General features: G+C 69.7%; 14 protein-coding genes. 6 read left to right on the top strand and 8 right to left on the bottom strand.

The window, feature by feature from the left end; all coding sequences use genetic code 11:
* Window positions 1-121: 121 nt before the first annotated feature.
* A complete protein-coding gene (locus AB4Z01_RS33695; RefSeq protein ID WP_441700865.1) occupies window positions 122-1,381 on the bottom strand; it encodes an ABC transporter substrate-binding protein in 1,260 nt (419 codons plus the stop codon).
* 59 nt (window positions 1,382-1,440) lie between these two features.
* Window positions 1,441-3,429: an aldo/keto reductase gene (locus AB4Z01_RS33690; RefSeq protein WP_441700863.1), complete on the bottom strand. Its 1,989-nt coding sequence runs from the start codon at window positions 3,427-3,429 to the stop codon at window positions 1,441-1,443.
* A gap of 418 nt (window positions 3,430-3,847) precedes the next feature.
* Here AB4Z01_RS33690 and AB4Z01_RS33685 point away from each other — a divergent pair, with 418 nt between their 5' ends.
* The 4 genes from AB4Z01_RS33685 (at window position 3,848) to AB4Z01_RS33670 (ending at window position 7,989) form a co-directional block, all read left to right on the top strand.
* Complete coding sequence (locus tag AB4Z01_RS33685; protein ID WP_441700861.1) at window positions 3,848-5,068, top strand: ROK family protein; 1,221 nt, start codon at window positions 3,848-3,850, stop codon at window positions 5,066-5,068.
* An 11-nt stretch (window positions 5,069-5,079) separates the two neighbouring features.
* The gene (locus tag AB4Z01_RS33680; RefSeq protein WP_441700859.1) at window positions 5,080-6,186 is read left to right on the top strand and encodes a Gfo/Idh/MocA family protein; all 1,107 of its coding nucleotides are present in this window, start codon (window positions 5,080-5,082) and stop codon (window positions 6,184-6,186) included.
* 22 nt (window positions 6,187-6,208) lie between these two features.
* The gene (locus AB4Z01_RS33675) at window positions 6,209-6,859 is read left to right on the top strand and encodes a ThuA domain-containing protein (RefSeq protein ID WP_441700858.1); all 651 of its coding nucleotides are present in this window, start codon (window positions 6,209-6,211) and stop codon (window positions 6,857-6,859) included.
* A gap of 449 nt (window positions 6,860-7,308) precedes the next feature.
* On the top strand, window positions 7,309-7,989 hold the full coding sequence (locus AB4Z01_RS33670; protein ID WP_441700857.1) for an exopolysaccharide biosynthesis protein: 681 nt from the start codon (window positions 7,309-7,311) through the stop codon (window positions 7,987-7,989).
* Between the two features lie 135 nt (window positions 7,990-8,124).
* Here AB4Z01_RS33670 and AB4Z01_RS33665 read toward each other — a convergent pair whose 3' ends face one another.
* From AB4Z01_RS33665 to AB4Z01_RS33655, 3 genes are all read right to left on the bottom strand, one after another.
* A complete protein-coding gene (locus tag AB4Z01_RS33665) occupies window positions 8,125-9,705 on the bottom strand; it encodes an adenylate/guanylate cyclase domain-containing protein (RefSeq protein ID WP_441700855.1) in 1,581 nt (526 codons plus the stop codon).
* A gap of 143 nt (window positions 9,706-9,848) precedes the next feature.
* Window positions 9,849-10,094: a hypothetical protein gene (locus AB4Z01_RS33660; protein WP_441700854.1), complete on the bottom strand. Its 246-nt coding sequence runs from the start codon at window positions 10,092-10,094 to the stop codon at window positions 9,849-9,851.
* Window positions 10,072-10,473 carry a Fur family transcriptional regulator gene (locus tag AB4Z01_RS33655; RefSeq protein WP_138887091.1) on the bottom strand — a complete coding sequence of 134 codons (402 nt, stop codon included), beginning with the start codon at window positions 10,471-10,473 and terminating at the stop codon, window positions 10,072-10,074. Before AB4Z01_RS33655 ends, AB4Z01_RS33660 begins: the two co-directional genes overlap by 23 nt.
* A gap of 109 nt (window positions 10,474-10,582) precedes the next feature.
* Between AB4Z01_RS33655 and AB4Z01_RS33650 the strand changes: the two genes are divergently transcribed.
* Window positions 10,583-10,735 carry a hypothetical protein gene (locus AB4Z01_RS33650; RefSeq protein WP_441700851.1) on the top strand — a complete coding sequence of 51 codons (153 nt, stop codon included), beginning with the start codon at window positions 10,583-10,585 and terminating at the stop codon, window positions 10,733-10,735.
* On the opposite strand, the gene AB4Z01_RS33645 is transcribed toward AB4Z01_RS33650, so the two are convergent.
* Window positions 10,708-12,954: a mechanosensitive ion channel domain-containing protein gene (locus AB4Z01_RS33645; protein ID WP_441700849.1), complete on the bottom strand. Its 2,247-nt coding sequence runs from the start codon at window positions 12,952-12,954 to the stop codon at window positions 10,708-10,710. The genes AB4Z01_RS33650 and AB4Z01_RS33645 overlap by 28 nt on opposite strands.
* A 157-nt stretch (window positions 12,955-13,111) precedes the next feature.
* On the opposite strand from AB4Z01_RS33645, the gene AB4Z01_RS33640 reads away from it, so the two are divergent.
* Window positions 13,112-13,774, top strand: a complete 663-nt coding sequence (locus AB4Z01_RS33640; RefSeq protein ID WP_441700847.1) for a sulfite oxidase-like oxidoreductase — start codon at window positions 13,112-13,114, stop codon at window positions 13,772-13,774.
* A 112-nt stretch (window positions 13,775-13,886) separates the two neighbouring features.
* Here the strand turns inward: AB4Z01_RS33640 and AB4Z01_RS33635 are convergent, their stop codons facing one another.
* Window positions 13,887-14,582 carry a YSC84-related protein gene (locus AB4Z01_RS33635; protein WP_441700845.1) on the bottom strand — a complete coding sequence of 232 codons (696 nt, stop codon included), beginning with the start codon at window positions 14,580-14,582 and terminating at the stop codon, window positions 13,887-13,889.
* Window positions 14,583-14,634: 52 nt separating this feature from the next.
* A partial coding sequence (locus AB4Z01_RS33630; protein WP_441700843.1) for a histidine phosphatase family protein occupies window positions 14,635-15,116 on the bottom strand: 482 nt, incomplete at its 5' end.

The raw sequence follows: 15,116 nt of genomic DNA, 5'->3' as shown, positions 1-15,116 counted from the left end.
CATTCGCGCGCGGACGCGCGCAGCCCCCTCCCCCTGCCCCCCTCCCGCAAGGGGAGGGGGGACAAGGAAAAGACCAGCAGCTCGTCTTGGGRTTGGGAGCGCACCATCGCCACTATCCGGCTCACCGCATCGTCCAGGCTTCCTGGACTTGGTCGGCGGCGTCCTTCGGGTCGGTCGCGCCGGAGGCGATGTCGGTGGCGACGTCGTTCACCACCCGGCCGACATTGGCGCCCAGCATCTGGTCGTAGAACACCTGGAAATAGCCGGACTTGGCGATGTTCTCCGCCATCTGGCGGAAATACGGGTTCTTCAGCTTCTCGGCCGTGCCCTTGTTCACCGGGATGTAGACGCCGAGCTCGGCCGCCTTCTCCTGGTTCTCCTTGTTGGTCAGGAACTTCAGGAAGTCGACCGCCTCGGGTGGCGACCCCTTGGTCACCAGCCAGCCATTGACGCCGCCCAGCACGTCGGTCGGCTGGCCGGCGCCGCCCGCCACGGTCGGGAACGCGAACCAGCCAAGATCGGCATCCGGGATGCCCTTGCCGGAGGCGCTGTTCTTCTTGGCGTTCAGATAGTCCCAGTTGCCCATCAGGTGCATCGCGGCCTTGCCGTCGCCGAAATAGCCGGCAGCCTGCGGGTTGGTCAGGCCGAGATAGCCGGGCTCGAACGGCTCCAGCGCCGCCAGCTCCTTCAGATGCTCGCCGGCCTTGACGAAGACCGGGCCGTCGAAGCCGTCGCCGGACTGATTGTAGGCGGCCTGGAACGCGTCCTTGCCGCCGATCCGCATCGCCAGCAGCGTCCAGTAGAAATGGATCGGCCATTTGTCGGCGCCGCCGGTCGCCAGCGGCACGATGCCGGCGGCCTTGATCGTCTTCACCGCCGACAGCAGGTCGTCCCAGCTCTTGATGTCCTCGGCCTTGACCCCGGCCTTGGCCAGCAGCGGCTTGTTGAACCAGAAGCCGACCTGCGAGGCCAGCACCGGCACGCCCCAGACATGGCCGTCGACGGTGAAGGCCTCGAGCGCGGCCGGGCTGATCCGGTCGGCCCATTCGCCCTTCACCGCGTCGGTCAGATCCTCGATCACCCCGGCCTTGATCTGGTCGCGCAGCACGCCGCCGCCCCAGCTGTAGATGATGTTCGGCCGGTCGGACGATTGCAGCGTGGTCGGCAGCTTGGCCTTGTAGGCCTCGTTCTCCAGATACTGCATCTGGATGGTGACGCCGGGATGCGCCGCCTCATAGGCGCGGGCGACGCTTTCCATCCAGGCGACCGTATCCGGCGTGTTCTCGATGTGCAGCCATTTGACCGTGGCGTCGGCCATGGCGACGCCGGACAGAAGGCCCGCAGCGGCGAAGGCCGCGAGGCCCGACAGCATTCTATTCATGATTGTCTCCTCCCTGTTTCCGCCGCCGTCGCCGGCGGCGGATTGACTGGAACGACGGCTTACCCTTCGAGCCAGCGCACCTCCTCGGGCGTCAGCGCGATGTCGAGCGCCTGCAGCGAATCCTCCAACTCCTCCAGCGTCAGCGGGCCGATCAGCGGCAGGACCGGGAAGTCCTGGTGCAGGCAATAGGCCAGGGCCACCTGGTTCGCGGAGCGGCCGTGCTTGGCGCCGAGCTCGGCGGCGCGGTCGCGGCGGCGGAAGTTGCCTTCGCCGTACCAGCAGCGCACCAGTTCCGGGTCCTGCTGCTTGTCGCGGCCGGCGCGGTCGGTGAAGAAGCCGCGGGCCTGGCTGGACCAGGCCAGCAGCGGCATCCGCCGCTGCCGCAGCCAACCCTTCCACTCCGCATCCGCCGCGGCGATGCAGCCGGGCCAGACCGGCTGGATCATCTCGGCCAGGCTGAAGTTGTTGCTGACCGTGGCCGGCCCCGCCTTGCCGTTGGCCCGGGCATAGGTGGCCGCCTCGTCCAGCCTTTCCCGGGTCCAGTTCGATCCGCCCCAGGAGCCGATGCGCCCGGCCCGGATCTCGGCGTCGAGCACGTCGACGAACTCGCCGACCGGGATGTCCGGGTTGTCGCGATGCATCAGATAGAGGTCGAGCCGGCCGGTGTGCAGCCGGTCGAGCGATTCCGTCAGCTGGCGCGGGATCACGTCGGGGTAGCACAGCGGCGCATGCGCGCCCTTGCCAATCAGCACCACCTCGTCGCGCACGCCGCGGCTGGCCAGCCACTGGCCGAGCACCCGGTCGGAGCCGCCGGCGCGGTAGATCCAGGCGGTGTCGAAGGTGTTGCCGCCGCGCTCGAAGAAGCGGTCGAACAGCATCCCGGCCTGGCTGATGTTCTCGATCCCGACGGCGCCGATCGCCAGGGCCGAGGCCTGGCGGGCGGCGCCGGGCAGGTCGATCCGGCGCATGGCACCGGCCTTGAGCGGCCGGCCGTCGACCGGGCCGGTGCGTCGGGCCGGCGTCTCCAGCGCGTATTCCAGGCCGATCGCGGCGCGCCAGGCATCCATGGTCTTCAGGTTGCCGAGGCTGTCGGCCGGGGTCATGAAGGCCGCCTCGCGCTGCCCCGCCGCCACCGCGTCGCCCACGGCATCGGCCTCGAAGGCGTAGAGCCAGCCGGCCTCCTCGATCGCCACGGTCTCGGTCTTGCCGTCGGCCTTGGTGATGACGATGGCGCTGCTGCCGCCCTCCTTGCCGCTGCAGAACCAGGGCGAGGCGATCTCGATGCGGCCCTCGGTGCCGAAGATCCGCACCGTGTTCTCCAGCGCCAGCGTCACGCCGGTGGCCACCTGGGCGACGATGCCCCTCGGGAACTCCAGCACTGCCGCGGTCCATTCGTCGACGCCGCTGCGGCCGAGATGGCCGGCGCCGGTGACCTTGACCGGGTCGAGGAAGGGCTTGCCCGAGGCAGCGCCGGCGATCAGCCGCGCCATCGACACCGGATAGCCGCCGACATCGAGGATGCCGCCGCCGGCCAGGTCGTTGGCGAACAGCCGGTGGTCGGGGTTGAACTTGGCGGCGAAGCCGAAGCTGGCCTGGATCATCCGCACCTCGCCGATGGCGCCGCCGGCCACCAGCTCGGCCAGCCGCCGGGTCTGCGGATGGGCGCGGTACATGTAGGCCTCGGCCAGGAACACGCCGGCGCGCCGCGCCGCATCGACCAGCGCCATGGCATCATAGGCGTTGACCGCGATCGGCTTCTCGCACAGCACATGCTTGCCGGCCTCGGCGGCGCGGATGCCCCAATGCACATGGCCCGGATGCGGCGTGGCGATGTAGACGGCATCGACCTCGGGGTCGGCCAGCAGCGCCTCGTAGCCGGCATGGATCCGGGCGCCGGGGAAGGCCTCGGCCAGCCCCGGCTTCGCCGCATCGCGCGTGCCGATCGCCACCAGCCGCCCGGTGCGCGACTTGGCTACGCCCCCGGCGAAGTCCCGGGCGATCCGGCCCGGCCCGAGAATGCCCCAACGCAGCTTCGCTTCCGTACCCATGCCCGTCTTTCCGTCTGTCGAGAGTGTCATCAGCCCCTTATCGCCGCCATGATCAGGCCGGCGATGACGTGGCGCCGCATCGGGAAGACCATGCCACCGGCGGGATGCCGACGGCCACCTCCGCGGCGGCGGTCAGGTCGCTGCGGCTGGCGAAGCGAGACCTGTCCATGTGCTTTTCTCCCCGATGGCCGCATCCGGACGAACGGCAGATAATTTTTTCGTTTTACGAATTTATCAGACCGGCTAGGGTGGGGCCTGTCAAGATCGAAAAATCGGATGATTGCCGAGAATTCGGAACGATATGGCCCGGCGGGTGGAATGGAAGCGCTGAATCGAGACCAGGCGAGGCCGCTCGCCCCCAGCCGCGCCGGCGATCCGGGCATGGTGCGCCGCACCATAAAATTCGGATCCTGACGGAATGAAGACAGCCGATCCGGAGCTGATGCGGGCGATCAACCGCTTCCATGTGCTGGACGTGGTGCGGCGCTACGGCCCGATCTCGCGGGTCGAGATCGTGCAGCGCACCGAGCTGGCGCCGGCCACCATCTCGGCCATCACCGGCGGGCTGCTCGAGGAAAACCTGGTGCTGGCCCGCGCGGTCGAAGGCGTCGGCACCGCCGCCCGCGGCCGGCCGCGGGTGATGCTGGAGCTGAACCGCGAGGCCGCCTTCGTCTGCGGCGTCAAGCTGGCGCCGCACCAGATCAGCATCGCCGTCACCGACTACAAGGCCGATGTGGTGCAGACCCTGTCGCTGCCGATCCGCGTCGCCCGCCAGGCGCCGGAGGTGGTGGCCGACATCCTGGAGGACGGCATTCGCCGCTGCGTCGGCGACGCCGACCTCGGCCTCGAACGGCTGGGCGGCATCGGCATCGGCCTGCCCGGCTTCATCGACGGCCGCAGCGGCACCTGCGTCTGGACCCCGATCCTGGGCGCGCCGGACGTGCCGCTGGCAGCGATGGTGCAGGAACGGCTGGGCGTCCGCACCATCGTCGAGAACGACGTCCACCTGGTCACGCTGGCCGAGCACTGGTTCGGCCAGGGCCGCGACAGCGACACCTTCGCTGTGGTCACGGTCGAGGATTCGGTCGGGCTGGGCCTGTTCCTGAACGGCGACGTGCATCGCGGCGCCGCCGGGATGGGGACGGAGTTCGGCCACACCAAGATGGCCCTGGACGGGCTGCCCTGCCGCTGCGGCCAGCGCGGCTGCATCGAAGCCTATGTCTCCGACCACGGCATCGTCACCCGTGCCCGCGCCCTGCTGGGCGCCGAGGCGGGGCCGATCGCGCCGGAGGATCCGCGCGCCATCGGCCGGCTGCGCGACATGGCCCGGGCCGGCCGGGCCGAGATCCGCGCTTTGTTCGAGGAGGCCGGCGCCATCCTGGGCTTCGCCGTCGGCAACCTGATCACGCTGCACAGCCCGCCCAAGGTGATCGTGGCCGGCAGCGCCATCCAGGCCCGCGACCTGATGGAGCCGGCCCTGCTGGCCACCATCGACCGCATCGTGCCGGTGCCGATCCGGCGCGGCACCCAGATCATCCTGCATGAATGGAGCGACGACGCCTGGGCCCGCGGTGCGGCCAGCCTGGTGCTGCGGCAGCTCTACGAAGCGCCCTGGAACGGCCAGGGCATGCCCCGATAGCGGAGAGGACCATGAGCGACAGACCGGTCGGAGTCGGCATCATCGGCTGCGGCGTGATCAGCGGCGCCTATCTGAAGGCGGCGCCGAACTTCCCGATCCTGCAGGTCCGCGCCTGCGCCGACCTGAACCTGGAGGCGGCGCAGGCCAAGGCTGCCGAGTTCGGCATCGCGGCGCTGAGCATCGAGCAGCTGCTGGCCGACCCCGAGATCGAGATCGTGCTGAACCTGACCACGCCGCAGGCGCATGTGCCGGTCGGGCTGCAGGCGATCGCCGCCGGCAAGCATGTGCATGCGGAGAAGCCGCTGGCGGTCAGCACCGCCGAGGGCCGCACCCTGCTGGAGGCCGCCAAGGCCAGGGGCGTGCGGATCGGCAGCGCCCCCGACACCTTCCTCGGCGCCGGGCAGCAGACGGCCCGCGCCCTGATCGATGCCGGGCGGATCGGCCGGCCGGTCGCAGGCACCGCCTTCATGATGGTGCCGGGGCATGAGCGCTGGCACCCGAACCCGGATTTCTACTACGCCAAGGGCGGCGGCCCGCTGTTCGACATGGGCCCGTACTACCTGACCACACTGGTCAACATGCTGGGTCCTGTGGCGCGGGTGACCGGGACGGTCGCCGCCGCCTATACCGAGCGCCGCATCGCCAGCGGCCCGCGCGCCGGGCAGGTGGTCCCGGTCGGCACCCCGACCCACATCACCGGCACGCTGGCCTTCGCCTCCGGCGCGGTGGTCACCCTGGTGATGAGCTTCGACATCCCGGCCCACCGCCACGCGCCGATCGAGATCTATGGCGAGACGGCGTCGCTGAGCGTGCCGGATCCGAACACCTTCGGCGGCGAGGTCCTGGTCTCTGTCGACCGCACCGAATGGAAGGCCGAGGCCACCGGCCATGCCTATGGCGACGGCAACTACCGGATCATCGGCGTGGCCGACCTGGCCCAGGCGATCCGCACCGGCCGGCCGCACCGCGCCAATGCGGAGCTGGCCTTCCATGTGCTGGAGGTGATGGAAGCGGTGGAGCGGTCCGGCCAGGGGGGCCGTCCGATCGAGATCGAGAGCCGCTGCGAGCGGCCGGAACCGATGCCGGTGGAGCCCGCCTTCGGCCGGGCCGCCGCCTGAGACGCGAAAAGGAGAGGAAGCGATGACGAGGCAGGCGCTGATCGTCTGGGGCGGCTGGAACGGCCACACCCCCAAGGAATGCGCGGATGAGGTCGCCGGGATGCTGCGCGGCGACGGCTTCGAGGTGTTCATCGAGGACACCACAGAGGCCTTCGCCGACCCGGCGCTGAAGGACATGCACCTGATCGTGCCGATCTACACCATGTCGACGATGGAGAAGGAGGAGGTCACCAATCTCTGCGCCGCGATCGAGAGCGGAGTCGGCCTGGCCGGCTTCCATGGCGGCATGTGCGACGCCTTCCGCAACGAGGTGGCCTACCAGTTCATGACCGGCGGCCAGTGGGTGGCCCATCCCGGCAACATCATCGACTATCAGGTGCGGGTGACCCGGCCGGACGACCCGGTGATGCAGGGGATCGGGAATTTCGACTACCGGTCCGAGCAGTACTACATGCATGTCGACCCGAACAACGAGGTGCTGGCCGAGACCACCTTCACCGGCGATCACGCGCCCTGGATCGCCGGCCACACCATGCCGGTCGTGTGGAAGCGCAAGCACGGCGCCGGCCGGGTGTTCTACAGCGCGCTCGGCCACCGGGTGGAGGAGTTCGAGAACCGGTCGATGAAGACCATCCTGCATCGCGGCCTGCTGTGGGCGGCGCGGGAGGCCTGACCTCGGCGGTCGGATCGCGTTGTCTCTCTCGCTTGCAGGGCCTTTTCAGAATGTCCTTCGGATGTCTCTGAGGCTCGGCAACGACATCGGCCGAAAGCAAAATGAGTCGCCCCTCCCCTCGCGGGAGGGGGATAGGGGGAGGGGGTTCTCGAAGCCCAGAACCGGCCCAGACTTTGGCGATCCGGTCCCGATGGCGAAGCTTGTCCTTTTCGCATTCGCGCGCGGACGCGCGCAGCCCCCTCCCCCTGCCCCCCTCCCGCAAGGGGAGGGGGGACTTAGAAGGAACGGGCTTCAGCTATTTTGAAAAGGTCTCGCAAGCTGGAGAGGCAACGCGCCTCTCCTCACCTTTTCCGAGTTCTAGGGATCTGCCTGAGACAACCGCGCGCTTGCGCCTGTCACGGCGGAGTCGGTAACACCAGGGGCTGGACCCATCACGCCGGACCAGCCCCTTGCCCGACGCCCGCGAGCCCGAGACCCAGCAGCACGACCCCGACGCGCCGGCGCCCGCCGGGGCGAAGCGCCGTCGGCGCTTCTCGGAGGTGCTGCAGGATCTGGCCGCGGAGGGGGGCGAGCGCATCGCCATCGCCGACATCCTGACCGCCTTCGGCGACCGGGCCTTCGGTGCGCTGATGCTGGTCTTCGCCGTTCCCAACATCCTGCCGACGCCGCCCGGCACCTCCTCGGTCCTCGGCGCGCCGCTGCTGTTCATCACCTTCCAGCTGATGATCGGGCGCCCGGTGCTGTGGCTGCCCCGGATGATCACCCGGCGGTCGGTGGCGCGGGCCGATTTCGCCCGGCTGGTCGAGCGCATGGTGCCGTGGCTGGCCAAGGCTGAGCGGCTGCTGCGGCCGCGCCTGTCGCTGCTGATCGGCCCGGTGCCGGACCGCTTCATCGGCGCCGCCTGCCTGCTGCTGGCCGTCATCCTGTTCATGCCGATCCCGCTCGGCAACATGGTGCCAGCGCTGGCGATCTCGGCCTTCGCCATCGGCCTGGTCGAGCGCGACGGCGTCGCCGTCTCGGTCGGCTGGGCGGCCAGCGCTGGCGCGCTGGCGATCCTGGTTGCCGTTTCCGCCGCCCTCTGGGCCGCCCTGCGCGCCTTCCTGGAGACGCTGTTCGGCGTCACGATCTGATCGAAGCGGGGACCGCTCTGGTCCCAACCCACCCAACCAGCTGTCATGCCCGGGCTTGACCCGGGCATCCAGAAACTGTCGACATCCTCTGGATTGCCGGGTCAGCCCGGCAATGACAGAAAGGGGGTCGGGGTCTTATACCGGCGAGCCCACGAAGCCGCCCGTCGCCTCCGCCAGGTCGGCAATCCGGGTGACCACGCGGACACACAGCTGGTCGCGCCGGCCGCGGATCGCCACCTGCTCGGCACGGAAGGCCGACAGGTCGGCGCCGGCATGGTCGAGCAGGTCCTGCGACACCACCAGCTCCGCGCCATAGCCCTTGCACAGCCCTTCCAGCCGGCTGGCGGTGTTGACGGTGTCGCCGACCGCGGTCAGGCCCTTGACCCCGCCATAGCCCATCTCGCCGACGATCGCCGGGCCGACATGCAGGCCGATGCCCATGCGCAGCGGCTCCTTCAGGTCCGAGGCCAGGGCCTCGTTCAGCTCGGCCAGCCGCGCCGCCATGCGCCGGGCGGCGTCGAGCGCTTGGCGGCTGGCCGCCTCGCGTCCCGCCTCGACCCCGAACAGCGCCATCACCCCGTCGCCGATGAACTTGTCGACCTGGCCGCCCGCCGCCTCGATCGCCTGGCCCATGGCGGCGAAATAGCGGTTCAGCAGGAACACCACGTCATAGGGCAGCCGGTGCTCCGACAGCCGGGTGAAGCCGCGCAGATCGGCGAACATCACGGCGATCTCGCGCTCCTGCCCATGGCGGTGGCCGGGGCCCTGGAAGCCGTCGCGGGCGGTCGCATTCGGCGGCAGCAGCGGCGTGACCTCGAGGTCTTTGACCGGCCGGATCTGGCAGGCCAGCCGCACCCCTTCTGGCGCGCCGATGCGCTGCAGCACGCGGGCCTCGTCGGCCGCCGGCGGCGGCAGATGCTCACCGCCCAGCCCGATCCGGACCCGGCAGGTCGAGCAGCGGCCGCGGCCGCCGCAGACCATGGCCTGCGGGATGCCGGCGGCGCGGATGATCTCGAGCGCGGTGGCGCCGGGGATGATGTCGAGCACCTTGGTGTCGCGGTAGAACAGCTTGGGGCCGCTGCGGCGGGCCCGGACGGCGCGGACGACCGGCCCGGCGAAGGCGGCGAGGATCAGCGCCAGGATCGCGATCCGGGTCCACAGCGCCCCTTGGGCGGCAAAGGCCTGCGCCGCCGGCGTTAGCCTGATCGAGCGGTGCAGGTCCTCGAGCCAGCCCGGCTGTTCCGCCAGCGCCCGGACCTGCAGCCCGGCCGAGACGAAGCCGGCCAGGCCGAGCGCCGGGACCAGCAGGGCGGCGGCGTAGAGATAGGGCAGCGCCTTCGGGTACCAGGGCCTGAGCCGCAACCAGTAGTGCACGCCGATGCAGCCATGGCCCCAGGCGACCAGCACCAGCACCATCTGCTGCACCGCGCCCAAACCGGCGCCACCCCACATCTGAGACAGCACGAAGCGATAGGGCGTGCCGACGCCGAACCGCTCGAAAGCAACCACTGTCGCGAAGACATGACCAGCCAGCAACAGGGGTACGGCGAGGCCGAGCCCGAGCTGCACCGCCTGCCAGGGCCTCAGCCGGAAGCTGTGGCGCTGCCAGATCGACACCAGCGCATTGGTGATGTGGATCAGGAAGGCGGCGGACAGGATGGTCAGGCCCGGCTGCTTCTCCCACACCAGGATGAACAGCCCGAGGCCTCGCTCCATCGCGTCCAGCGACAGAAGCCCGGCCGCATGGTTAATCAGATGGGACGCGAGAAAGGTGAGGAGGACCAGCCCGCTGGGCAGCCGCAGCCGCTGCAGCCACGCCCCGGCCCGGGAGCCCCGGATGCCGGGGGCATGCAGGCCGCTCAGTTCAGCGGACCGGAAAAGACCCAGGTCTCCACCGTGTCATGGGCGCGGAAGGTCGGGACCTCGGGGTGATGATAGACGAAGACCCGGATCGCCGCGTCCATGGCCACCGAACGCGGTGCGCCGCGGGCCACCAGCTCGCTGTAGGCGCGGGTCACCGCCTTCTGGCAGCGGCAATCCGCCGAGCCCTCGGCGAAGGGCTGCTCGCCGAAGCCGCAGCCCTTAGGACTTCTTTTTCCGGCCATAGAGTTCAAGCCTGTGATCGACGAGTTCGAAGCCGAGCCGCTTGGCGATCTTTTCCTTCAGCACCTCCAGCTCCTGGTCCTTGAACTCGATGACCTCACCGGTCTCCAGATCGATCAGGTGGTGGTGATGCTCGAGATTGACCTCGAAGCGGGAATAGTTCTCATTGAAGTCGTGCCGCTGCACCAGGTTCAGCTCATCGAGCAGGTGCAGGGTGCGGTACACGGTCGCGATGCTGATCGACGGGTCGATCTCGCGGGCCCGGTGATAGACGGTTTCGACTGATGGATGGTCGAGTGACTCGGTCAGCACCTGCAGAATGACACGACGCTGATCGGTCATCTTCAGGCCGGCGGAGACACATCTCTCCTCGAGCGTCATGGCTCAAACCCTCTCTAGCCGCGGAACCATTGGCGGATTTAGAGAGATTACAGATCGCAGCGGCGCTTGGCATCCGAAAAGACGCCGCAGCGGACCGGGAGGACCAGCGATGGGCGACCTGTTCAACCTGGATATGAGCATCCACGGCTGGATCGCGCTGGGCATCGCCGTGGTCGGCATCGTCGCCCTGAATCTCGGGCTGATGCACCTGGCCCGCAAGAAGCACGATTCCCACTACGATCCGGATGACGACGCCCCCTGAGCGGCGGCGGCCGCGTCCTCCGGCCGGTCGAGGCTGCGGGTCAGCACCATCCGGTGCGGGAACGGGATGTCGATGCCGACCTCGTCGAAGCGCCGCTTCATCCGGCGGTTGAACTCTCGCGCCACGCCCCATTGCTTGGCCGGCGGCGTCTTGATCCGCGCCTTGATGGTCACGGCGCTGTCGCCGAACTTGTCGAGGCCGATGACCTCGATCGGCGCCAGGATGGCCGGCGCCCAGGCGGGGTCGAGCTGCAGCTCGCGGCCGAGGTCGCGCAGCACCTCGATCACCCGGTCGACGTCCTGCTCGTAGCCGATCCCGACATTGAACACGGCGAAGGAGAAATCCTTGGTCATGTTGACGATCGAGGTGACCGAGCTGAACGGCAGCGTGTGCACCGCCCCGGTCTCGTCGCGCAGCCGGATGGTGCGGATGGTGATGCTTTCGACCACGCCGCTGTCCGAGCCGATCTGGACCACGTCGCCGACCGACAGCGTGTCCTCGAACAGGATGAAGACGCCGGTGATGACGTCCTTGACCAGGGTCTGGGCGCCGAAGCCGATGGCCAGGCCGACCACGCCGGCGCCGGCCAGCAGCGGCGCGATGTTCAGCCCGACCTCCGATAGCACCATCAGCACCACGACGGTGATCAACAGCACCATGAAGGCGTTGCGCAGCAGCGGCAGCAGGGTACGGGCCCGGGCGCTGCGCTGCACCAGGTTGCCCGAGGAATCGTGCCGGTTCAGGTGGTACTCGATCAACTGGCTGACCACCTCCCACGCCACCAGCGCCGCCACGATCACCAGCAGGATGGCGCCGCCGCTGGCCAGCATGGCGCGGCCGGTCTCGGTCTCCATCCAGGCGATGCCGCCGAGCTGCCAGACCTCGAGCAGCACCAGAATGCTGACCAGGAGGACGACCACCTTCAGCGCGGTGTCGAGCACCGGCAGGTAGCGGTTGGCGCGATGCTCCAGGCCCGGGAAGCGGGACTTCAGCTCCGGCCCGATCGAGAAGGCGCGATGGATCAGCCGTGGCCCATAGGCGGAGACCAGCCGCGCCACCACCAGGACCAGCACGGTCAGGAGCGTGGCCCGCAGGACGAAGACAAAGCCGCCATTGATGCCGAGCGCCCAGATCGCGAAGGTGACGACGACATAGGCGATGGCGAGCAGGTGCCAGACATCGGCCAGGCGACGCCGGGCGGAGCCGACCGCGCGGGTGACGCCGGCCTCCTCGCCCTCCGCCGCCCGGCGCCGGCGGCCACGCAGCCAGTCGGCGACCGGCTGCCGGTTCTGCAGGATCAGCACCACCAGCATCGCCGCGACGGCGAGGCCGATCAGGTATTTCAGCGTGGTCAGGCTGCCATAGGGCAGGCCCAGCACCACCGCGGTGGAGACCGCGAGATAGCCGAACACCAGCAGGTAGATCAGCCGCTTGGCCCAGACATAGAGATAGCCGGCGGTCTCGTCGCCGATGCGCAGCAGCCGCAGATGCGGGTGTTCCGGCGTCAGCACCAGGCGGATCAGCATCAGTGCCAGGCCGCTGATGATCGCGGCGTTGACCAGCGCCAGCACCACGGTGCGGACGAACCAGGGCGGGTCCAGCACCACCGCCATGGCATAGGCGCCGAACACGAAGGCGATCAGCGGCAGGAAGTCGAGCACCGCCTGGGCCAGCAGCAGCGGGATCTTGCCCCACAGCGTGGCCGGAGCCTTGCCATTCAGCGCCGTGAAGGGCCGGCGCAGCAGCAGCCGGACCAGCCAGCCGGCGGCGATGCCGGCGAGGACGACGCCGACGACGTTGAGGAACACCACGCCCCAGCGCTCCCGCGCCGCCGGGTCGGACAGCTGGTCCCGGGCCCAGGTCGCCAGCTCCGGCAGCCGCGCCAGGGTGCCGCCGATCTCGGCGACCGCACCGGTCACGTCGCGCACCTTGCCCGAGACCACGACCAGGGCCTGGCTGCCGACCGTCTCCAGCGCGCTGCGCTCCCCCTGCTGCTGCGCCTGGGCCTGCAGCATCAGCTGCAGCCGGGCCACCAGCTCGGCCCGCGCCTTGTCGTCCTGCAGCGTGGCGATCAGCGCCTTGACCTGCTCGGGGTCGGCCGGCTGGTCGGACGCGGCTGGCGGGGCCGACGACGTGGAGGTTCCCGGCACCTGGCCGGCGGCGAGGCCGGGCGCGAGCAGCACGAGGAGGAGAAGCAGCGGGCGGAGCAGGCGGATCATCGGCTCGGTCGGGCTGTGGACGGGCGGTGTTCCGGATCGGCGTCCCGGCGGCGGGTCGAGGCCGCCCCTATCCTTCCCCGCCCTGCCCTCTGGATCAACCCGTCCGTCGAAGCCATCTTTGGGACGTCCTCACGGGAAGCGGCAAGGGAAGGCGATCATGGCGGAAGACGGCGATCTCGGCTCGGTCCGGCCGAAGCTGGTCGAGAGCAAGCAGCGCTGGGCGCGCGAGGGCCGGTTGCTGACCGGCGATACCGCCGACCCGGGGCGGGACCGGCTGCCGCCGGGCCAGCGCCTGGTGGAAAACTGGCCGGTGCTCGATCTCGGTGTGCAGCCGGAGATCCCGCTCGACAAATGGCGGCTGACGATCGACGGGCTGGTCGAGACCCCGACGGTGTGGCGCTGGGACGACATCCTGGCCCAGCCGGAGTTCGAGGACGTGTCGGACATCCATTGCGTCACGTCCTGGTCGCGCTTCGACAACCGCTGGCGCGGCGTCTCGGCCCGGCACCTGCTGTCGCTGGTGCGGCCGAAGTCCGAGGCCCGGCACGTCGTCTTCCACAGCTACGACACCTACACCACCAACGTCGCCCTCGACGCCTTCGCCGCGGCGGATGTGCTGCTGGCCACCCATCACGACGGCGAGCCGATCCGGGTCGAGCATGGCGGCCCGCTGCGCGTGATCATGCCGCGCTGGTACTTCTGGAAGAGCGCCAAATGGGTGAAGCGGATCGAGTTCGTCGCCGCCGACCGCCCCGGCTTCTGGGAGGAGCGCGGCTACCACAACGAGGGCGACCCCTGGCAGGAACAGCGGTACAGCTGAACACGGCTTCCCTTCATCGTCATTCCCGCGAAAGCGGGAATCTCCCTCCGATCGAGCCGCGACGAGATCCCCGCTTTCGCGGGGATGACGGAAAAAGGAAGGGAAATCGGGCTTACCGCGGCAGCAGGGTGCGCAGCGGCTCCGCGCCCGGGTTGCTTCTCTGCCCCTGGAAGACGATGCGGGCCGGGGTGCCGAAGCCGTAGTAGGCGTCGTTCTTGCCCTGGTCCTCGCTGATCACCGTGCCGTCCAGCGTGCCGCCGGCGAACAGGCCCCGGTTCTGCGAGAAGGCGTACATGTCGGCATTGGTGTTCAGCCCGGTCGAGGCACCGACGCCGGCGCCAAGGGTGAACAGCGACCCCGACAGGTCGGCGCCGACGGTGAAGCTGCTCTGCTCCACGGCGCGCAGGCCCTTGTCGGTCATGATCGTCAGCACCAGCTGCGAGACCTGGCCGCCGATCTGCAGCCCGAAGGTGCCGCCGCCGACGCCGTAGAAGGCCGGGTAGCTCCAATTGCCGTCCGCCATCCGCACCAGCATCACCGCATTGCCGCCGCGGCCGCCGAAGATGAAGCCGCCGCGCAGCAGCTCCGGCGCGATCAGCACCGCCTTGGCGCCGCGGATGTAGCGCGGCAGCGCCGACAGCTCCGGCGCGGACAGCAGCGCCTGCAGCGCGCCGCGGCTTTCGTCGACCAGCAGCTGCGCGTCGCTCGGCGTCGAGGTGGCCGAGCCGCAGCCGGCGAGCGTGCCCGACAGCGCCAGCATGGCGGTCGACGCGCCGGTCAGGCGGAGGAACTCACGGCGGTCGATCATGTCGGGGCTCTCCTCAGACTCCACGTGAAGACTCGTGGCAGACGCTAAACGATCAATACATCTTTTCCGTTCCAAATGGCAGATTCAGGGCGGTGATTCGCCAGCTTTCGATGCCGGAGGACGACCGGATGCGGTCGAGCTGGGTCAGCGACAGCGTGTCGACCGCGAGGCGCAGCGCGCGTTCGCCGTCCAGGTCCAGCGCCAACGCCGTCGCGGCGCGGATGGTGCCGGCATGGGCGACGGCGACGATGTCGCGACCGGAATGGGCGTCGGACAGGGCCAGGATCGCCGGCTGCACCCGGCGCAGCACGGCGTCGAAGCTCTCGCCGCCGGGCGCGGCATGCGCGGAGGGGTGCGACCAGAACGGATCGTCCCGCGGCAGCGCGCGGTAGACCTCGCGGCTCGGCCGGCCCTGCCAGGCGCCGAAATCCTGCTCGATCAGCGCCGGCTCGACCGCCGGCACCGCCGCCTCGCCCATCGCCGCCAGCAGCGCCGCCGCGGTCTCGGCGGTGCGGCGCAGCGGCGGGTGCAGCC

This window comes from Inquilinus sp. YAF38 (assembly GCF_052113205.1).
Taxonomy (GTDB): domain Bacteria; phylum Pseudomonadota; class Alphaproteobacteria; order DSM-16000; family Inquilinaceae; genus Inquilinus.
The sequence above is the reverse complement of the archived record's forward strand: the minus strand, read 5'-3'. Positions and strand labels throughout refer to the sequence as shown.